The organism is Haloplanus sp. GCM10025708, from assembly GCF_042663985.1.
In the GTDB taxonomy this organism is placed as follows: Archaea; Halobacteriota; Halobacteria; order Halobacteriales; family Haloferacaceae; genus Salinirarus; species Salinirarus marinus.
This window is the reverse complement of the sequence record NZ_JBHSZA010000011.1, coordinates 365462-384782: the sequence shown is the minus strand read 5'-3', so window position 1 is coordinate 384782 and position 19321 is coordinate 365462. Positions and strand designations below refer to the sequence as shown.

Annotated in this window: 21 protein-coding genes and 1 pseudogene; 14 read left to right on the top strand and 8 right to left on the bottom strand. The window is 66.3% G+C overall.

Annotated elements, in window-relative coordinates:
• Positions 1 to 103: 103 nt before the first annotated feature.
• The 10 genes and pseudogenes from ACFQJD_RS05080 to ACFQJD_RS05035 all read left to right on the top strand — a co-directional run bounded on the left by ACFQJD_RS05080 (position 104) and on the right by ACFQJD_RS05035 (position 8604).
• A pseudogene (locus ACFQJD_RS05080) lies at positions 104 to 2954 on the top strand (type II/IV secretion system ATPase subunit).
• Positions 2955 to 4991, top strand: coding sequence for a type II secretion system F family protein (locus ACFQJD_RS05075; protein ID WP_379796619.1), 2037 nt, complete (start codon positions 2955 to 2957; stop codon positions 4989 to 4991).
• Positions 4973 to 5509 (top strand): DUF7287 family protein, encoded by a 537-nt coding sequence (locus ACFQJD_RS05070; RefSeq protein ID WP_379796617.1) that lies wholly within the window; start codon positions 4973 to 4975, stop codon positions 5507 to 5509. Before ACFQJD_RS05075 ends, ACFQJD_RS05070 begins: the two co-directional genes overlap by 19 nt.
• 2 nt (positions 5510 to 5511) lie before the next feature.
• Entirely contained in the window at positions 5512 to 6099 is a 588-nt protein-coding gene (locus tag ACFQJD_RS05065) for a DUF7288 family protein (RefSeq protein WP_379796615.1), read from the top strand.
• The gene (locus ACFQJD_RS05060; RefSeq protein ID WP_379796613.1) at positions 6087 to 6800 is read left to right on the top strand and encodes a hypothetical protein; all 714 of its coding nucleotides are present in this window, start codon (positions 6087 to 6089) and stop codon (positions 6798 to 6800) included. The genes ACFQJD_RS05065 and ACFQJD_RS05060 overlap by 13 nt, the downstream gene beginning before the upstream one ends.
• Positions 6801 to 6936: 136 nt before the next feature.
• On the top strand, positions 6937 to 7146 hold the full coding sequence (locus tag ACFQJD_RS05055) for a hypothetical protein (RefSeq protein WP_379796611.1): 210 nt from the start codon (positions 6937 to 6939) through the stop codon (positions 7144 to 7146).
• On the top strand, positions 7143 to 7391 hold the full coding sequence (locus ACFQJD_RS05050; RefSeq protein ID WP_379796609.1) for a hypothetical protein: 249 nt from the start codon (positions 7143 to 7145) through the stop codon (positions 7389 to 7391). Before ACFQJD_RS05055 ends, ACFQJD_RS05050 begins: the two co-directional genes overlap by 4 nt.
• Positions 7363 to 7851, top strand: coding sequence for a DUF7266 family protein (locus ACFQJD_RS05045; protein WP_379796607.1), 489 nt, complete (start codon positions 7363 to 7365; stop codon positions 7849 to 7851). Before ACFQJD_RS05050 ends, ACFQJD_RS05045 begins: the two co-directional genes overlap by 29 nt.
• Positions 7844 to 8236, top strand: coding sequence for a DUF7289 family protein (locus ACFQJD_RS05040; protein WP_379796605.1), 393 nt, complete (start codon positions 7844 to 7846; stop codon positions 8234 to 8236). Before ACFQJD_RS05045 ends, ACFQJD_RS05040 begins: the two co-directional genes overlap by 8 nt.
• The gene (locus ACFQJD_RS05035; RefSeq protein ID WP_379796603.1) at positions 8236 to 8604 is read left to right on the top strand and encodes a DUF7289 family protein; all 369 of its coding nucleotides are present in this window, start codon (positions 8236 to 8238) and stop codon (positions 8602 to 8604) included. Before ACFQJD_RS05040 ends, ACFQJD_RS05035 begins: the two co-directional genes overlap by 1 nt.
• Here ACFQJD_RS05035 and ACFQJD_RS05030 read toward each other — a convergent pair.
• Positions 8594 to 10063, bottom strand: a complete 1470-nt coding sequence (locus ACFQJD_RS05030; protein WP_379796601.1) for a DUF7289 family protein — start codon at positions 10061 to 10063, stop codon at positions 8594 to 8596. The genes ACFQJD_RS05035 and ACFQJD_RS05030 overlap by 11 nt on opposite strands.
• Positions 10064 to 10247: 184 nt before the next feature.
• On the opposite strand from ACFQJD_RS05030, the gene ACFQJD_RS05025 reads away from it, so the two are divergent.
• Complete coding sequence (locus ACFQJD_RS05025; protein ID WP_379796599.1) at positions 10248 to 10460, top strand: hypothetical protein; 213 nt, start codon at positions 10248 to 10250, stop codon at positions 10458 to 10460.
• Here ACFQJD_RS05025 and ACFQJD_RS05020 read toward each other — a convergent pair.
• Positions 10423 to 11622 (bottom strand): MBL fold metallo-hydrolase, encoded by a 1200-nt coding sequence (locus ACFQJD_RS05020; protein WP_379796597.1) that lies wholly within the window; start codon positions 11620 to 11622, stop codon positions 10423 to 10425. The genes ACFQJD_RS05025 and ACFQJD_RS05020 overlap by 38 nt on opposite strands.
• 174 nt (positions 11623 to 11796) lie before the next feature.
• On the opposite strand from ACFQJD_RS05020, the gene ACFQJD_RS05015 reads away from it, so the two are divergent.
• Entirely contained in the window at positions 11797 to 13329 is a 1533-nt protein-coding gene (locus ACFQJD_RS05015) for an aldehyde dehydrogenase family protein (protein ID WP_379796594.1), read from the top strand.
• A gap of 166 nt (positions 13330 to 13495) precedes the next feature.
• On the opposite strand, the gene ACFQJD_RS05010 is transcribed toward ACFQJD_RS05015, so the two are convergent.
• Genes ACFQJD_RS05010 through ACFQJD_RS04995 form a run of 4 tightly spaced genes read right to left on the bottom strand, consistent with a single transcriptional unit; the run spans position 13496 to position 15229 of the window.
• Positions 13496 to 14302: a carbon-nitrogen family hydrolase gene (locus ACFQJD_RS05010; protein WP_379796592.1), complete on the bottom strand. Its 807-nt coding sequence runs from the start codon at positions 14300 to 14302 to the stop codon at positions 13496 to 13498.
• Entirely contained in the window at positions 14299 to 14724 is a 426-nt protein-coding gene (locus ACFQJD_RS05005) for an SRPBCC family protein (RefSeq protein ID WP_379796590.1), read from the bottom strand. The genes ACFQJD_RS05010 and ACFQJD_RS05005 overlap by 4 nt, the downstream gene beginning before the upstream one ends.
• Before the next feature lie 37 nt (positions 14725 to 14761).
• Entirely contained in the window at positions 14762 to 14986 is a 225-nt protein-coding gene (locus tag ACFQJD_RS05000; RefSeq protein WP_379796588.1) for a DUF7123 family protein, read from the bottom strand.
• A 60-nt stretch (positions 14987 to 15046) separates the two neighbouring features.
• Complete coding sequence (locus ACFQJD_RS04995) at positions 15047 to 15229, bottom strand: DUF7525 family protein (protein ID WP_379796586.1); 183 nt, start codon at positions 15227 to 15229, stop codon at positions 15047 to 15049.
• Positions 15230 to 15365: 136 nt separating this feature from the next.
• Between ACFQJD_RS04995 and ACFQJD_RS04990 the strand changes: the two genes are divergently transcribed.
• Both ACFQJD_RS04990 and ACFQJD_RS04985 read left to right on the top strand, forming a co-directional pair.
• A complete protein-coding gene (locus tag ACFQJD_RS04990) occupies positions 15366 to 16571 on the top strand; it encodes an LEA type 2 family protein (RefSeq protein ID WP_379796584.1) in 1206 nt (401 codons plus the stop codon).
• A 165-nt stretch (positions 16572 to 16736) separates the two neighbouring features.
• On the top strand, positions 16737 to 17114 hold the full coding sequence (locus ACFQJD_RS04985; protein WP_379800408.1) for a DUF7528 family protein: 378 nt from the start codon (positions 16737 to 16739) through the stop codon (positions 17112 to 17114).
• Between the two features lie 18 nt (positions 17115 to 17132).
• Here ACFQJD_RS04985 and ACFQJD_RS04980 read toward each other — a convergent pair whose 3' ends face one another.
• Both ACFQJD_RS04980 and ACFQJD_RS04975 read right to left on the bottom strand, forming a co-directional pair.
• Positions 17133 to 18164, bottom strand: a complete 1032-nt coding sequence (locus ACFQJD_RS04980) for a PhoU domain-containing protein (protein ID WP_379796582.1) — start codon at positions 18162 to 18164, stop codon at positions 17133 to 17135.
• A 101-nt stretch (positions 18165 to 18265) separates the two neighbouring features.
• Positions 18266 to 19315 carry an ATP-NAD kinase family protein gene (locus ACFQJD_RS04975; RefSeq protein WP_379796580.1) on the bottom strand — a complete coding sequence of 350 codons (1050 nt, stop codon included), beginning with the start codon at positions 19313 to 19315 and terminating at the stop codon, positions 18266 to 18268.
• Between the last annotated feature and the right edge of the window lie 6 nt (positions 19316 to 19321).

The window sequence follows — 19321 nt, the reverse complement described above, 5'->3', positions numbered from 1 at the left end:
CGACGGCGGCCGCGTCCCGCTGGCGTCGCGCCGTCCGAGACGTTTTAACGGGTGGTTAAATAGGCCGACAGGCTTTATACGCGCGGAGTAACCATACCACAGCATGGCTATCGACGACGCTGACGGCTCCGAATCCGGTGACCTGAGCGGAGGTCGGTCATCGGAAGCCGAGCGTCGCCAACGGGACGACGGCCCCGTTCGCGCCGGGGAGTACACGTGGGCGGAGTTCGTCGAGGAGTACGCCGAAGACGGAGTCGAGTCGGACGACGCCGACCCGCTGGCGAGTTCGGGTCTCGACCCGGAGGAGTATCTGGGCTTCGCTCCGGACGAACTCCCGGCCCGCCTCGCGATCGCACACGACGTCGCCGGCAGCCTCGACAGACTGACGCAGTCGGCGATGGACGTCTCGGAACGACGCGTCGCCAAAGACCGGTGGACGTGGGCGGACTACGAACAGGAGTACCAGTCGGACGAGCCGGTCGACCGGACGGAGGCGCTCGGATTCGACCCGGAGCGCGTCGAGAACGTGCTGGCGGGCGGAGCGCTCCACGCCGAGGTGCTCGACGGCGTCGTGGACCACCGAACGGTGGCGGTCAACGAGGAGTTCGACGAGGACGCCTTCTTCACGACGGCGCGCGGAGGGACGACCGTCGTCAACCGCTACGATCTGGAGAAGACGGTCCCACAGGAGAAGAAACTCCACTTCGAGGAAGTGAATCGCTACTGGGTGAACAAACCGTACGCCTTCATCATCATCTTCCGGTCGGTCAAGGAGAACGAACACAAGTACTACGCCGTCCAGCCGTACACGAACCCGATCGAGGAGGACCTCGTCGAGTTCCTGACGGGGAAACTCCAGACGGCGATCAAGTACTCGGAGGTGAGCGGGGTCGACGAGAAAGTCGACCGCAGGGAGGAGGTCATCGAAGACGAGACGTACACGCTGCTGGAGCGCTACGACCTCTACTCACGGGCGTCGGGGGGGGCTCCTCGACGCCATCGCGGACCAGCTCGGCGTCGAGGAGGAGACGGGGACGGCCGCACGGCTGCTCGGGAGCCTCGGCTGGCAGGGGCCGAGCGACGACGCCGACGAACTCGGACACATCTCGGCCAGACCGGAGCCCGCGATACTCGAACAGGACCCCGAGACGCTCTCGCAGTATCAGGTCGAGAAGCTACTCTACTACCTCAAACGCGACTTCGTCGGATACGAACGCATCGACCCAATCAAACACGACATCAACGTCGAGGACATCTCGTGTGACGGCTACAACTCGCCGGTGTTCGTCTATCACAGCGACTACGAGCAGATCATCACGAACATCTACCACGACGAGGAGGAACTCGACGACTTCGTGGTGAAACTCGCCCAGCGATCCGGGAAAGGCATCAGCAAACGCCGTCCACAGGTCGACGCGACGCTCCCGGACGGCTCCCGCGCTCAGTTGACGCTCGGCCGCGAAGTGTCGGGCCACGGGACGAACTACACGATTCGGCAGTTCAAGGACGTCCCCTTCACTCCGGTCGACCTCATCAACTGGAAGACGTTCTCGCTCGAGGAGATGGCGTATCTCTGGCTCTGTATCGAGAATCAGAAGTCGCTGGTGTTCGCCGGCGGGACGGCCTCGGGAAAGACGACCAGCCTGAACGCGGTGTCGCTCTTTATCCCCTCGAAATCGAAGATCGTCTCCATCGAAGACACCCGCGAGGTGGAACTCCCCCAGCGCAACTGGATCGCCTCCGTGACCCGCCCGTCCTTCTCCGAGGACGGCAAGGGCGACATCGACGAGTTCGACCTGCTGGAGGCGGCGCTCCGCCAGCGCCCGGAGTACATCGTCATGGGCGAGGTGCGCGGGGAGGAGGGGCGGACGCTGTTCCAGATCATGTCGACCGGCCACACCACGCTCACGACGTTCCACGCCGACTCCGTGGGCGAGGTGCTCAAGCGCTTCACGACCGACCCCATCAACGTCTCGAAGACGATGTTCACGGCGCTGAATCTGGTCTCCATCCAGGCGTCGACCCGCGTCGAGGGATCGAAGGTCCGCCGGAACAAGAACATCACGGAGATAAACTTCTACGACGCCGAGAACGACGAGATCAACGTCCAGGACGTCTACCAGTGGCAGGCGGAGACCGACGAGTTCCTGAAGATGAGCGCCTCGAACACACTCGACCAGATTCGCTTCGACCGAGGGTGGTCCCGCGCGCGACTCGACCAGGAACTCTTCCGGCGGAAAGTCATCCTCGCGTATCTCATCGACCAGGGGCTGAACACCTACACCCAGGTGGCGGCGACGTTACAGGCGTTCATCAACGACGAGGAGACCATTCTGACGCTCGTCGCCAACGACAAACTCGAGGCGAGCCTCGAAGACCTCCGGGAGATGGAGTCCGTCCTCATCGACATCGACCCCGAGAAAGAGGAGATGGTCCCTCGTCCCGACCCGAGCGAGGCGGTGCTCGAGGAGTGCGAGCAAGTCCTCGACCGCGCCGAGGAGGAGGTGTTAGACAACTTCCGCGGAGAGGATCTACAGGGCGTCGAATCCGCCCTGACGGGGCTGGAGACGGCACCGGACGTCGTCGCCGAGGCGACGGAGATGTCGGCGGACTCGCTGCTCTCGGACATCGATACGGGCGATGCGGCAGCGCCCGGCGACGTGACCCCGAACGCCGGCGACGCGCCGAGCGGCCAGTCCACAGAGGAGACGGTCGAGTTCTCCGACCCGACCGAACTCTTCACCGATTCGACCGAAGACGGTGAATCGGTAGACGGCGACGATACGGAGGCGTCCGGAGACGCCGAACCGGCGACCGACGCCGCCGTCGACGAGGGGGACGCGACCGACGCCGAACCGGCGGCCGACGCCGACGACGACGAATCGGCGGACGAAACCGACGCCAGCGTCGACGAGGCGTGGCGCTTCGGCGACGTCGAACGCGAGGAAGAGTAGATGAGCCTCGACACGGGACCGGGATCGAGGCTGTCGAGCGCGGGCAGCGTCGGCGACCTGTTCTACCCGCTCTTTCAGTGGTTGTTCGACGCCGACGGGGAGTTCGTCACGGAGATGGAGACGAAACTCGAACAGGCGCGGATGCCACACACGGTGGAGCTCTATCTGTCGCGAGCGCTGGCGGTGGGCGTCCTCGTCGGGATCGTCCTCTGGATCACCGGGACGCTCCTTGGCTACGGGATGTTCACGCTCGGAATCGTCTCGTCCGAGACGTTCAGCACCTCGGCGAACATACCGAGCGAGGCGCTCGTGGGGATCATCGAACGGATCAAGGTTCCGGCGATCGTCGGAATAACCGGGCTCTTCTTCGGTGCGATCGGATTCGCGGCCGGCTTCGGAACGCTCGTCGCCATCCCCTACTCGCGGGCGTCCGACCGGAAGCGCGAGATAAACATGCTCCTGTCGGATTCGGTGTCGTTCATGTACGCCCTCTCGGTCGGCGGACTGAACCAACTCGAGATCCTGCAGGCGATGGCGAAAGCCGAAGACACCTACGGCGAGGTCGCCCGGGAGTTCCAGAGCATCGTCGCGGAGACGGACTACTTCGGCACCGACTACCGGAACGCCGTCCAGAAACAGTCGACGATGACGCCGAGCGACGAACTCTCGCAGTTCCTCGCGGACATGCTCTCGATCATCAACTCCGGCGGCGACATGCAGCAGTTTCTCTCCGACAAGAAAGAAAAGCACATGCGCACCGCCAAGCAGGAACAGGAGGTCACGCTGGAGACCCTCGAACTGTTCGGCGAGATGTACATGACGCTGTCGCTGTTCCCGCTGTTGCTCATCATCATCCTGGTCATCATGAGCATGCTCGGCGAGGCGCAGGACCGGCTCCTCTACGCGACGGTGTACGTGTTGATACCGCTCACGGGCGTCGGCTTCCTCGTCCTCGTCTCGACGGTCAAACAGGACGACCCGGGCGACGGCTATCTCGAGCCGGCCGGCGGGAGCGAGCGGATGCAACAGAGCTACGAGGAGGGGCTCGTCCACCTCGGCCTCGTCGAGAGCTACGTCGGCCAGTTCGGCATCTTCGACCGGATTCACTCCCGCGAGGGGACCCACAAGACGAAGCAACTGCTCGCTCACCCCCACCACTTCTTCCGCGACAATCCCCTGTTCACGCTCGCGTTTTCCGTACCGGCAGCGCTCGTCTTGGTCGCCATCGCCGTCATGACCGGCGTCGTCCCTACCGCGTGGGACGGGATGATACAGGCCCCCGTCTGGGGGACGTTCGTGTGGGTCTATCTCCCGCTGTACGTGGTGTTGATCCCGCTCGGAGCCTTCTACGAGTGGAACGTCCGCTCCCGGACGGCGGTCACCGGGAACCTGTCGGACACGCTCCGCAAACTGTCGAGTGCGAACGACACGGGCCAGACGCTCCTCGAGTCCATCCGCTCCGTCTCTAACACCTCCTCCGGAAAGCTCGCCGACGAGTTCGAGATCATGTACGCGAAGGTGAACTACGGGGTGAGTCTCCGAGACGCGATAATCGAGTTCAACAACCGATACCACGTTCCGCGGCTCGCCCGAACGATGAAGCTCATCAGCAAGGCACAGGAGGCGTCGAGCCAGATCTCGGAGGTGTTGACGACCGCCGCCCAGGCGAGCGAGAATCAGGACGAGATCGAACGGGAACGGCGCTCCCGGACGCGGATGCAGGTGGCGATCATCCTCATGACCTACCTGACGCTGCTGGGTGTGATGGCCATCCTGAAGACGCAGTTCCTCGACGTGATGTCCGGGCTCACCCAGCAGGCGTCAGGGTCCGGCGGTTCGAGCGCCGGCTCGATGCAGTTCGCCGGCGGCATCGACACGAACCTGCTGTCGCTGCTGTTTTTCCACGCAGTGACCATCCAGGCCCTCCTCTCGGGGTTCATCAGCGGCTACATCCGGACGGCCGACCTGCTCTCCGGCGTCAAGTTCGTGGTCGTCCTGCAGACGATCGCCGTCTCGGTATGGCTGGTGGTCGGCTGATGCGCGCACAGACCACCATCGACTACGCCGTCGGCGCGAGCGTCTTTCTGCTCACCGTCGCGTTCGCGATCGCGTTCGTTCCGGGCATCCTCCAGCCGTTCACCGGCGGCGCACAGGAGGAGATAGCGACCGTCGACCGGGCGGCGGCGACGCTCGCCCAGGATCTGCTCGGCAGCCCCGAGACGCCGTATCTGTTGAACGAGACGTGTACCGAGGCCTTCTTCAACGGGACGACCGCCTGCGGATTCGACGGCGGACTCACCGTTCGCGAGCGACTGGGCTTGGACGACCGCCAGCGGATAAACGTCCGCATCGTCGGCCAGGACACCGACGGCGACGGCACTCGCGACCTCCTCTGTCGGACCGCGGCGGGACGCGTCGTCGAAGCACCGGGCGCGTCCTGTCGAACCAGATTCGTCGCCGGCGACTCGGTCCCGTCCGACGGGGCGGACGTCGTCAGCAGGCGAGCGGTCTACGTCGACGGCCGTGACGCGTTCGTCCTCGTCAGGATGTGGTAACCGTGAGGGCACAGGCACACACGCTCGAAGCCGTCGCCGCAGGGGTCGTGATCCTCGCGAGCGTCGTCTTCGCCCTGCAGGTGACGGCGGTGACGCCGCTCTCGGCGAGTACCTCGAACCAGCACATCGAGAATCAACAGCTGGCGACCGGAGAGGGCGTCCTCACGGCCGCGAGCGAGAACGGGGCGCTCGAACGGGCCGTGCGGTACTGGAACTCGACCACCGGCAGTTTCCACAACCTCCCGCCCGAGGTGGCGTACACGTCCACCGGACGGGTGAACAACACGACGCTCGGACGGATGCTCGTCCGGGCGTTCGAACCGCGCGGCGTCATCTTCAACGTCTACTTCGCCTACCAGACGACGAGCGGCATCGAGCGCCGGCAGTTCATCTACCGGGGCGAGGCGAGCGACCACGCCGTGACGGCGACGCGAACGGTCACGCTCTACGACGACGAGGCGCTGTACGACGAACACGAGCGGCCGACCTCGAACACCGTCAACGGGACGGGGAACTTCTACGCCCCGCCGACGTCGTCGACCGGGCTCTACAACGTGATCCGGGTGGAGGTGGTCCTATGGCGGATGTGAATCGGAGTCGCGCACAGCTGTTGCTCGTCGGCGCGCTGTCGCTGGCGACGATCTTCCTGCTGTTGAGCGTGCTGTTGAACTCGGTCATCTACACGGAGAACCTGGCGACGCGACAGACGAACGTCGACGCCGACAGCGCCGTCACCTACCGTCTGGACGCCCAGCGAGGCGTCGGCGACGCGGTCGAGTACGTCAACCGAAACGGTGACCGGAACTACACCGACCGATACGCCGAATACGAGCGACTCCTCGACGCGTGGCGCGGGCTTCGAACCAACTACTCCGTGACCGACGGGCGATACACGAACGTCACGCCGGAGTCCGGCTACGAGGGGACTCGCGTCGTCGACGACAACGCGTCGACGACCATGACGCCGCGGAACGGGAACGCGACGTGGACCGTCGCACCGGACGTGAAATCCCGGAATCTGGTGTTCGACGTCAACGTCTCGGCCGGCCTCCCGAGCGAGTCGGCGTCGGACATCGAGAACATCCTGCAGAGCAACTCCACGGGGTCTTTCGAGTCGTCGTCAACGACAGCAGCCCCACCGCCGTCGCCGTCTACAACAACTCCTCGACGGGCGACGCCCAACTGCTCGTCTACGAGTACGCGACCGGGGAGTACGGCACCTGCGACGTCCCGAACGGGCGGATCGACGTGTTTCGGGAACGCGCGGACGGGCGGGACTGCCGGCCGCTGACGCGGGTGTCGCCGTCGGGCGCGTACGACGTGCGGTTCGTCGACGGCGACCGCGCCAACGGAACCTACTCGCTCACGGTGGACCGTCTGGAGACGCCGCTTCGCAGGTCGGCGAATCGTGCGACGAACGGGAACCAGTGCACCCCGTTTACGCGCCGAACGCCACGGCGACGCCGTACACGACGCCGGCCGTCTACTCGACGACGATCCGCCTCGACTTCGCGAGCACGACCACCACGTATCGGACGGACGAGCGGATCGCACCGGCCGAGCGCGGTTCGCCGCCGTCCGACCCCCGATTCGAGAGCCTGAGCGTCTCGGACGACGGAGCGGGGACTTCACGGTGACCGTGAACGCGACGGATCCGAACGGCGCGCTCTCGACTGCCAGCGTGGAGCTCGTGAGCCCCACCGGGACGCAGAACACGACGAACACGTCGATAACGGGCGGCGTCTCGACGGTGATACCGATCTCCGGTCCCGACGTGAGCCAGTACCGGGTCGTGACGACGGTCGTCGACGCCGCAGGCAATCGGCGTTCGGTGACGGAGAAACACGAAACTGATGGCGACGACGCGGGGTGTCCGCCGTGAGGGGGAGCGCGCGACCTCGGTCACGGTCAGCTACGTCATCACGCTCGGCATCTCGGTCGTCCTCATCTCCGGGCTGGTCATGGCCGGCGGCAACGTCCTCGAAGACCAGCGGGACGGGGCGTCCCGGACGGGTCTCAGAGTCGCCGGCCAGCAACTCGCGAGCGACGTCGCGACGGTCGACCGACTCGTCACCGCGGGGACGGACGTCGACGTCAGCCTCGTCAGCGACCTGCCCGCACGCATCGCCGGCGAAGCGTACATCGTCGAAATCCGGGCGCATCCGACGCTACCGGAAGTCGCCGTCCTCACGCTGACCGCCGCCGAGTCCGAGGTCGTGGTCGAAGTGACCGTCAGGCACCGAACCCCGATTCGGCTGCCGACGCGCGTCAGCGGCGGCCGGCTGCGCATCGAATACGACGCCGACGCCGCGCCGGCGGAGGTGGTGGTTCGCGGTGCCTGACCGCGCCGTGAGCGACGTCGTCGGCTTCGTCCTCGTCTTCTCGCTCATCATCACCTCGGTGGGCGTCGTGACGGTGTTTGGGATCTCGACGCTCGAAGACGCGAGAACCGACGAACGAATCAACAACGCCGAGCGCGCGTTCGACGTCCTCGCGGACAACTTCGACGACATCGCGCGCGGCGGCGCACCGAGCCGAGCGACCGAGATCAAGCTCGCGGAGACGTCGCTGACCCTCGCCGAGACGGTCGACCTCTCGGTGAACGCGAGCGACGAGGCGGATCCGTATCCGTCCGAATTCCGCCCGATCGTCTTCAGCGCCGGATCGGAGACCGACATCGTCTACGAGGGGGTGCGATCGTCCGGTCACAGCGGGACGGCGCGGTGATGCTCCGGGAACCGAACTTCCTCATTTCCGAGGAGCGGACGGTCATCCATTACATCGAACCCGAGTCGTCGACGGTCGACCGAGTCTCCGGCAGTTCGACGGTGCTCGTCCGGGGCGTCCGGACCGTCTCACGGGTGTTGACCGCGCGCGAGGTCCCCTCGTCGGTCGTGTTGACGCTGCGGCTCCAGACGACGCCCGACCGGGCGGTCGCGTGGAACAGGTACTTCGAGGAACAGATCGACTGGAACGACGCACACACCAACGCGGCCGATCCGTGTACCGTGAGTGGCGGCACGGTCACCTGTACGTTCAACAGCGAGGAACTGTACGTCACCACGACGCGGATCGCCGTTGGGTTCAGTTCGTAGACGCGGTGACGTTGTTCTGCGTGACGTGGAGGTAGGTGATGACCTTCCCGCTCCCGTTGTAGTAGACGTAGCCGCTGGACGCCGTCTCGCTGATGCCCGCGTTGTTCCGGTCGGCGACGGCGAGGTCGATGTCCGGTCCCAGCATCGCGAAGTAGTGCCGAGTGATGAGCGCGAGGTCCTCGGAATCGCCCGACGTGTACGACGTGCCGGGGTCGGCGGGGTGTTGCGTGAACGACGCCCCGGAGACGAGGTTGTTCGTGCCGCGTTTGTGGTGGACGAGGTCTTTCTTGACGCCCTGGTACGACATCGTGTGGCTCCCGTTCGGGGGCACCAGATCGACGTTCACCCAGATTTCGTCTCCGTCTGCGGGTTTGCCGTTCACCTCGCCGCAGGTGGTCTGGAAGGCGTCGGGGTCGTACCAGCCCTGGTGCGTGTCGCCGCCGTCCTCGCTGTAGTAGATGGCGAGCGCGACGTCCTCGGCGCAGTCGTTCGCCGACGCCTCGATGTTGATCTCGAACTCCCGGTCGCCCTGCGTCGCGTAGAACGACCAGTCGAGGTTGGAAAACGACGAACTCTCGGTGTCCTGCGGGCGCAGGGTGAAAGAGAAGTCGGTGAGGGAGTGGCCGCTGTCCATCCCGCGGAGCGAGATCGACTGCGTCTCGGCGGGCATCCGGAAGTCGCCCCGAGTCCCGGTTGTGACGAGTTCGACCCGGACCGTCTCGTCGTCGACCATCGTCACGTTGCCGCTCGTCCGACTGCGGAAGTACGCCGCCCAGCCCTCGGCGTACTCGCTCTGGATGGTTGCCTGGACGCGCCCGTGCTCGACGGGGTTCTCGAACTCGTCGCCGTTCGGATACGTCTCGTTCGCCGGGTAGACCGGGACGCTGCTCGCCGTCTGTGTGAATCGCAACCGAGTCTCGCCCGACCCGGCGACGTTGCCGTTGACGACGATGATCGGGAACGTGAGCGTCGCCTGGCGGTAGTGGAACTCCGGCGGCGAGACGAGTCGACTGTCACCCGTCGAATCCGACCGCCAGACGCCACCGCCCTGATAGGCGATGCTCCTGTCGCCGCTGCGGTAGACGACGGCCCCGAGGTCGGTTTCCGGGAGGATTGTCGCGTTGGATCCGCTTCCGTCGTAGTTGATGTGCGTGATCTCGACGCTTCCGGCGGTCGAATCCACTTCGTACTGGCCGCTGCTGGTGGGGACCGAGATGGACTGCTGGTCGGCCTCGCCCAGGGCGACCGTCGACACCCGAGAGTCGAGCAGCGTCATCTGTTGTTCCGCCCGGTCCATCTCCGACTGCAAGCGGGTGTCGTCGAGAGCGCTCGCGCCGAACACGAGGACGGACGTCACGGCGACGAGGGTGAGAGCGATAACGAGTGCGTAGCCGACCACCTCGGACTGGGCCGATCGGTCGGTGAGCAGCTGGCGACCACGCGCCCGGAGACGGGTCATCTCGTCACAGTTCGCCGCGGATACGTAAAAGCGAACTGGCAAAGTGCGGATCGACCACGACCCCGGCGAGTGGCCCTACGACCGTCTCACACGCCACGAGAGGACCGAAGCCGATGGCGGCGACGCCCATGCGACCGCCGACCGGCGGAACTGGCTTATATCACGATAGATAATGTCAAACAGGATGCGAGTGCCAGCCTCCCTCGGGGAGACGGATGCGCTACTCGGCGGCGTCGCGGCGACGTTCGAGTCGCTGGCGGGGGTCGGCGCGATTCTCGCCGCTGCCGCTCTGCTGACGGCGAACACGGACCTGGCTACCACCGGCGTCGGCGTCGGCGTCGTCGGCGCGCTCGGCAGCCTCACCGCCGGGTTCGTTCGGACGGCACTGACGGAGTGATCACGACGCAGAACAGCGGTTCGGTCCCAGCTCTCAGTTCCGTCGCCTCCGCGTCGCTTCCGAGGTCGAGGACGCCGCGGTTCACCGCGAGGATCGCCTCGTAGTTCGGCGGCTTCTCGGGAAGGTGGGAGCGAACGTAGTCGACGAACGCCTCCTCGTCCAGTTCGAGCACGTCGAGCGACGTCCGGAGTCGGCCGATCGTCGTCGAGACGGGGTCGCCGGGCGTGGCGTGTTTCCACTCCCCGGAGTCGAGGACCGTCGCGTGGCCCGGGAGGACCGTCACCGAGTCCGGTTCGCTCAACAGCGTCCCGTGGATCGAGTCGTACTGCAGGCGGGCCCCCGTTCGTGCGCCTTCCGCCCCGAACTCGAGTTCCGTCCGTCCCGTCGAGTCGACGAACACCGTATCGCCCGTCAAGACGGCGTCGCCGTCGACGAGATAGCTGACGGCTTCGGTCGTGTGCCCCGGCGTGTAGAGCGCCTTGAGGGCGACGTTCCCCACGTCGAGCACCTCGTTTCGGGCCAGCGGTTCGTAGTCGTAGGCGACGTCTCGTTCCTCGGCGCGAGCACCGAGGTAGTAGGGGACGTCCAGTCGTTCGGCCAGTTGCCGGCCGCCGGAGACGTGGTCGGCGTGGACGTGCGTGTCGAGGACGTGCGCGATCTCCAGACCGGCGGCGTCGGCGGCGTCCTCGAACTCGGAGACGTGGCGCGTCGCGTCCACCACGGCGGCCGTCCCGGTCTCGCGACAGCCGACGACGTAGCCGAGACAGCCCTTGGCGACGCGCTGCACCTGCAGCAGTTCGAGGCCGTCGGCCGCCTCCACCGGCACAGCCTCGTAGACCTGGCTCCAGCCGCGCATCCCGTCGTCGACGGCGTAGACGTCGTCGTAGTCGCCCGTCGCTTCGAGTTGCTCGGCCAGTCTGAGCGACGTGACTCCCTTCGCACAGACGGTGACGACGGGGCGCGTCCCGTCGGCCAGTCGGCGAAACGTCGCCAGACGCTCCTCGTCGAATGACTCGTCCGGGCCGAAGGGGAAGTTCGCCGCGCCCGGAACGTGCCAGGCGTCGTAGCTCTCGGCGGGGCGGGTGTCGACGAGGGCGAACTTCCGCGCGTCAAGCCAGTCGTACAGCGTTCGGGGGAGATCTGCTCGACCATCGGGACTCACTACTCCGAACGAGGGCCGGGCGACGTACAAACATTGCGGGCGCGCGACTCCCGGTCGCCGTCCGCGGTCGGCGGTGCAGTTCGATCCCGTCGGAACGCGCCTCCCGTCCACGCTCCGCACCGCGATGTGGCCGGGCGGGGAGGTTTTTATCGCCTCGGCTACAACTTCCTCGGTATGAGCGAACGGACCACGGGTGCCTCGCAGCACTACGTCGACGGCGAGTGGACCGACGGGACGGGAACCGAGACGTTCGAGAGCGTCAGTCCGGCGACGGGAGAGTCGCTCGGGACCTTCCGGCGCGGAACGACCGACGACGTCGACGCGGCGCTGGCGGCCGCCGAGTCGGCGTTCGAGGGGTGGCGCGAACTCTCCTACGTCGACCGGGCGGAGTATTTGTGGGACATCTACCACGAACTCCGCGAGCGGACGGACGAACTCGGCGAGATCGTCACGAAAGAGTGCGGCAAGGAGATAAGCGAAGGGCGAGCAGACGTGGTGGAGGCGTTCCACATGGTCGAGTGGGCCGCCGGCGACGCCCGCCACCCGCACGGCGACGTCGTCCCGAGCGAAATCGCCAGCAAGGACGCGTACATGCGGCGCAAGCCGCGGGGCGTCGTCGGCTGTATCACGCCCTGGAACTTCCCCGTCGCCATCCCCTTCTGGCACATGGCCGTCTCCCTGGTCGAGGGCAACACCGTCGTCTGGAAACCCGCCGAGCAGACGCCCTGGTGCGGGCAGATCATCGCCGAGATGTTCGACGACGTCGGCATCCCGGACGGCGTCTTCAACATGGTCCAGGGGTTCGGCGACGCCGGCGCGGCCATCGTCGACGACGCCCGCGTCGACACCGTCCTCTTTACGGGGTCGGCCGAAGTCGGCCACGAGATCGCAGGGAAGGTCGGCGGCGAACCCGGGAAACTCGCCGCCTGCGAGATGGGCGGCAAGAACGGCATCGTGATCACCGCGAACGCCGACCTCGACCTCGCCGTCCACTCGGCGGTGATGTCGAGTTTCAAGACGACCGGGCAGCGCTGTGTCTCCTCCGAACGACTCGTCGTCCACACGGACGTCTACGACGAGTTCAAACAGCGGTTCGTCGACGTCGCCGAGTCGGTGGCCGTCGGCGACCCGTTGGACGAGGCGACGTTCATGGGGCCGCTCATCGACGACGACCTCGTGGCGAAGGTAGCGCGGTACAACGAACTCGCGCGAACGGAGGACGTGACCGTCCTCGTCGACAGGGAGGAACTCCCGGACGACGAGATTCCCGACGGCCACGAAGACGGGAACTGGGTCGGGCCGTTCGTCTACGAGGCCGACCCCTACGCAGATCTCCGCTGTACCCACGAGGAGGTGTTCGGCCCGCACGTCGCCCTGCTCGAATACGCGGGCGACGTCGAGGAGGCGGTCGAGATACACAACGACACCGATTACGGCCTCGCGGGGGCCATCGTCTCGGAGGACTACCGCGAGATCAATTACTACCGCGACCACGCCGAAGTCGGCCTCGCGTACGCCAACCTGCCCTGTATCGGCGCGGAGGTGCAGTTACCGTTCGGCGGCGTCAAGAAGTCGGGGAACGGCTATCCGAGCGCGCGCGAGGTCATCGAGGCCGTCACCGAACGCACCGCGTGGACGGTCAACAACTCGACGGAGGTACAGATGGCTCAGGGGCTCTCGGCGGACATCAAGACGAAAGACGAGTGAGGGGGCGAGGGGTGAGACCGGAAGTCCCTGTGAGACCGACGGCGGGCGGTCCGGCGAGCCTGAGACGCTGGCGGTGTGTCTGCCAACACTCGACGAGAAAAGCGTCGACTGTCGGCACGAGTATCTATCCCGGTGATGCAAATAAAGCCTCCGGCCCGCGTCGGCGTCACCGCCGGTCGCGCAGCGCGGGGAAGTCGTCGCGGACCGACTCGACGCGGTCCGGGGAGATGTCGGTCGTGACCACCGTCGGGTCGTCGCCCGCGCGCGCCACCGGCGTCCCCCACGGATCGTAGACGGCGGACCGACCCAGCAGTTCCGCGTCCTCGAACTCGGCCACGCCGTTGATCGCCGCGACGTACGTGAGGTTCTCGATGGCCCGCGCCCGCGGGAGCGTCGTCCAGTGTTCGACCCGGGGGTAGGGCCACGCGCTCGGAACGAGCACCAGCGTCGCGCCGGCGTCGGCCAGCCGCCGATACAGCTCGGGAAAGCGCAGGTCGTAACAGGTCGTCATCCCCACCGTGAATCCCTCGAACGCGACGGTTTCGAGGGCTTCTCCCGGCGTCAGGAGCCGCGTCTCGGCGGACTGGTAGCCGAACAGATACTGTTTGCGGTAGACCGCCCGGCGCGTTCCCGTCCGGTCGAAGAAGACGCTCGTGTTCGCCAGTCCTTCCTCGTCGGGAACCGAGAATCCGGCGTCGGCGCTGGCGTCGAGGTCCTCGACGTGGCTGCCGGCGAGGAGGCCAACGTCGTACTCGTCGGCGAGGGCGGCGAGGCGTTCGAACGTCGGCCCGTCGAGGGGCTCGGCGTCGCGGGCGTAGGAGTCGAAGGCGAAGTAGCCGACGGTGAACAGTTCCGGGAGGGCGACGAGGTCCGCCCCGCGATCTACGGCGTCGGCGATGGCGGTTTCCGCTCGGGACAGGTTGCCATCGACGTCGCCGGCGGTCTGGTCGAGTTGTGCGAGTGCGAGTTTCATGCTCTGAGTCCGAGATCGCGCCGCAGGGCGGTTTCGAGGTTCGCCAGTTCGTCGTCGAGGTGGCGCTCGAAGTAGCGTTCGACGCCCGGGAACCGGCCGTCGACGACGAACTCGTTGTGGAGGCGACAGCCGTCCGGCGTCTCCTCGATCGTGTGTTCGCCGGTGACGTGCATGACCCGGGACCGCCCGACGAACTTCACGTACCGGGGTTCGTCGCGGGTCACGTCCTCCGTCTCGACGGTGACGGTCGAGTTCAACACGGGAATCGGGAGGCGGACGTGCCACGTCGTCGACCGGTCGTCGGTCTCGAAGTCGTCGACGACGCTTATCGCTCCGGCGCGTTTCCCGGGGTCGGCGATGAACTCCCAGACGCGTTCGCCCGGAACGTCGAACTCGAACGTCCGCCGGATACGAACAGTCATAGGGGTACGTCTGCCGGAGTCGACAAAAATCCGGGGATTAACACCGGGTTACCCGCCAGGTCGTCGACCGGGCGCGACCCCACTTCTCGATATCCACGTCGTCGGATTTCTCGGCGAGTCGAGGGAGGCGCGACCCCACCTGTTTGGCCGTCAGGCCGATGGCGTCGGCGATGTTCTTCGCCCGGAAATACCGCTCACCGTGCGAGACGCTCTCGCGGAGGTGGCTGAGGATGCGCCGTTCCTCTTCGGTGTATTCCGTCATCGTTCACCCCTCAGACGGTTGACGGTATTAACGATTACCCGTTAGTTCCCCGCCCTAACGCTAGCCGTACACCTGGGCACCGACGACGGCGAGCGACGCGGCGATCATCGCGACGGCGAAGCCGGCGGCCTTGCCGAGTTGGCCGGGGGCGGCGAGCATCGCCACAGCGCCGACGACGGCCAGGATGGAGAACAACGCGCCGAAGCCGATTCCCTTGTCGGTCTGAACCGTATTCCGCACCATAGTCGAGGGTTCGAGGGCGCGTACTTATATTTTCGGCTGTCGGGTCGCGAGACGGCCTTCGATTCGCCGCCCCCGTCCGGCGGACGTCGCGTCCGCTGCCACAAACGTTACCCCGACCTCCGCCGTGACATCGGACATGGTGCTGTCGGACCTGCTCTCGAACCGATGTCGAGTGATCGCCGTCGGCGTGGCGCTCCTCGTCGTCGGCGTCGGCGCGGCGGTCGCACTCGGAATCCTCGGCGCGCCGTCGGTGACGGGCGTCGACAACCGATTCGGCGGCGTCAACGCGTCGACGACGGTCGTCGAAAGCGACCTTCAGGTGTCGAATCCGAACCCGTTCGGGGCGACGCTCGGCGGCCTCACGGTCGATTACGCCATCGACATGAACGGCATCAGGATGGCCAACGGGACCAAAGACGGCGTCGCCGTGAGCAGCGGACAGTCGACGCTCCCGTTCACGACGTATCTGTCGAACGAACGGATCCCTCAGTGGTGGGTGAGCCACGTTAGAAACGGCGAACAGACGACCCTCGCCGTCCACGCGGACGTTCACTCCTCGGCCGTCGGCGCGTCGTTCGGCGCGCCCAAAGTCGAGAAGTCGATCGATACGGACGTCCTCTCGGGGTTCAACTCGACGGAGACCCGACCGGTGAACGCCGATCAGCCGCTGGTGTCCGACCCCGTGATGTACGTCAACGAGACCAGCGCCGAGTGGGGGAACGTCACGTCGGCTCGGACGCCGATCCGGACGTCTTTCACCGTCTACAATCCCAAATCCTATCCGATCCCGGTGGCCGAACTCGGCTACACGATCGACATGAACGGCGTCCGCGTCGGCGAAGGAGCGACGGAGGGGTACGGGACCGTCCCGCCGAAGTCGACGCGGACCCTCCGGGCGACGACGTACATCCAGAACGACGCCATCGACGAGTGGTGGGTGAGCCACCTCGAACGGAATCAAACGACGACGCTCCGGATGGACTTCTATCTCCGACTGGAGATTCGGGGCACCACGGTTCGGATACCTATGGACGCGCTGACGTACACCAAGACGTTCGAGACGGACATCTTCGACAACAAAGACGACGGAACTGCGACGCGGACGCCGACCGAGTCGGGAGACGGCGAGACGTCGACACCAACCGAGACGTCGACACCGACCGAGACGTCGACACCGACCGAGACGTCGACGCCGACCGAAACGCCGCCCTCGGACGGACTCGTCGACGCCACGCCGACCGCGACGCCTACGCCGACCGCGACGCCCACGCCGACTGCGACGCCCACGCCCGACGGATCGGACAACCAGACGACGTCCGACGGCGGCCTGCTCGACGTCTGACCGTCCTCGCCGATAGAGTTTTCACTCCGGACGCCCCTACGTAGTCGTACATGACACGGAGTAGCCAGGCTCCTGATCGAGTTCTTCTCGTGCGATGAGACAGCGGTTTCGGTGACGACCGACGACGAATCGATTCTCGTGCAGTTTGGTGACGACGCCTGTGAACTGTCCAGAGGCGACGCCGCCGACCTGCAGGCGGCCCTCGGTGACGCCCTCACGGAGAAACGCGAGTTCTTCCGGACCGCCGGCGAGTACCGCGAGGACGGGAGTTACGTCGTCTCGCGACGCAGCGCGGAGTCGACGGGCAACGAGAAAGTGTTCCGAAGCTTCGACGAACTGCGCCGCCTCTACGAGCGGTTGCCGGCGACGTTCACCGCCGAGGACGTGAGTCGGACGGGCATCACGGGCTCTCGTCGGCACATGCTGATTCGGCACTTCGCGGAGCATCCGGCGTTCGATTGCGACGTTTCGAGCCGAAGTCCGCTGACGGGGACGAAACGGACGGGGCCGGCGACCGACGCCGCCGACGCGACCGCCGACTGAGTCGTCCGCGATCGGGCGTCACTCGATGGCGACGTGATCGGATTCCTCGTTGAGCGCCAGATTCGCCGCGATCTCGGCGTTCCGCATCGCGTACTGGGCGGTCTGCTGGAGGCTCACGAGAACCTCGCGGATTCGCAAGAGCTCCTCGTTGGGCATCTCCGGCAGGTCGTCGAGGATCTCCTGCTCCCGGTCGCTGATTTCGCGGAACAGCTGTCGGACCTCGACGGTGCGGTCGTAGTCGCGCTCGACCACGGCCTGAACCGCAGTGACGGTGATCTCGTCGACCTGATCGGTGAACTCGCGGATGCGCCGCATCGTCGATCCGTCGACGTCGAGGGTGTGGCCCTCGGCGTTGAGGGCGATGTTGGCGATGTCCTCGGCGTTGTCGGCGGTCAGTTCGAGGTTCTTCGCCACCGAGCGGTAGCCGATGAGGGGGAATCCGGAACCGAGACCCACCGCCCGCGCGAGGTTCGGATTCTGGTAGGCCATGAAGATGAGCCGCAGGAGGAGGACGAATATCTTGTTGGCCTGCCGTTCGCGGTTGAGCGCCCGTTGAGCGAGGTCGGGGTTACCGTGTGCCAGCGCCTTGACCGCCTCGCCGCGCATCGTACTGCCGGTGTTCTCCAGCCGTTCGAGGAGGTTGTCGAGCGTGAAGTCCTCCGGGTCGACCGAACACCGGATGGCGATGCGCTCGGGCGTCTCCTCGATGACGCCGAGGCCCATCAGTTGCGTCTCGGCGCGGTAGACGGCGTTGATGTGTTCGCTGTCGAGGGCCCCCTCGCTCTTCTCGACGTGGATCACGCGCCGCCCGAGGACGTACTGGGCGACGATCGCGCGTTCGAGCGAGTCCGAGTCGAGGTTGTCCGCCCGGATCGTCGCCATCGAATCCTCGGTGTTCGCCGACTCCGGGAGGACGGTCAGCGTCCCCTTCCCGCCCATCCGGATCGACACCTCGTCGCCCTTGTCCACGTCGTGTTCCTGTGCCCACTCCGCGGGGAGCGTCATCGCCAGCGTCGACGGCCCCTGCCGTTGCACTTTCCGCGTTTCCATACGATTCCGTAAGCAGTCCGGAGACCTTAAGTTTCACTCTGTGACCTTAAACTTCATAAATCATGTACAAAGAGAGCGCGAGCGAGGAGAGCTACTAGGTCTCAATCTATTCGCATCAGTCGGTGCTCGAACCGGCCAACCCTGACCTTGGTCCAGCCTCGGAGCTGTTCGTCGAGGTCCGGGTCGTCGGTGTCGACGTGGAGTTCGCCCAGCTGGTCGAGCTTCGCCCGCGAGGCGACGACGTGGATCTCACACTGTCGTATGACATCGGGTGAGAGCTGTGGGTTGCCGCGGCCGAAGACGAAGCCCTGTCCGCCGATGGGCGAGACGACGACGACGTTTTCGTCGCCCAGGTGGGCGAGTATCTCGCGTTCGCTCGCGTCGCGGACCAGCAGTTCGCCGTCGCGCCAGACGTCGATGCCGAGGGGCGACCCCTCGAATCCGAGCGCTTCCTTCACCGCCCCGACGGTGCTCCCCGGACCGAGGACGTAGGTGACGCCCGGCTCGACGTCGGCGGCGACGCCCGCCGCGAGCGCCTCGACGGTGCCGCCGCCGAGTTGCTTCGACGACTGGAGCTGTTCGCCCACGGGGACGTGCGCGACGGCGCGGAGCTCCGGACGAACCTCGCCGTCGCGGTAGTCGTCCTCGTCGATGTCGAGCACCTCGCGGCGTTCGGTTCGCTCGAACGACGCGACGACGGCAGCGGCGTCCTCGGGCGAGACGGCGAACACCGAGGAGTACACCTTCACGCCCGCGGGGACGCCGAGCATCGGGACGTCCGTGTCCGCCAGCGTCTCGGCGACGTCCGCGGCGGTACCGTCGCCGCCGACGAACAACACGAGGTCGACGTCGGCCTCGACGAACGTCTCGACGGCCCGGCGGGTGTCGTCGGCCGTGGTCTCCGATCCTTCCGGCCGGCCGAGGATTTCGGGATCGAAGCCGGCGTCGCGGGCGACGCCCCCGCCCATCGGGTCGCCCCACGTCAGGATCTCGACGCCGTCCGGGAGCGCACGCAACGCCCGCCGCGCCCGGCCCGGCGCGCGCGGTTCGGCCCCGCGTTCGCGGGCCTCCGCGACTTTGCTGTCGGTCCCTTTCAGCCCGACCCGCCCGCCCATGCCGGCGATGGGGTTGACGACGACGCCGATTCGCATAGTCGT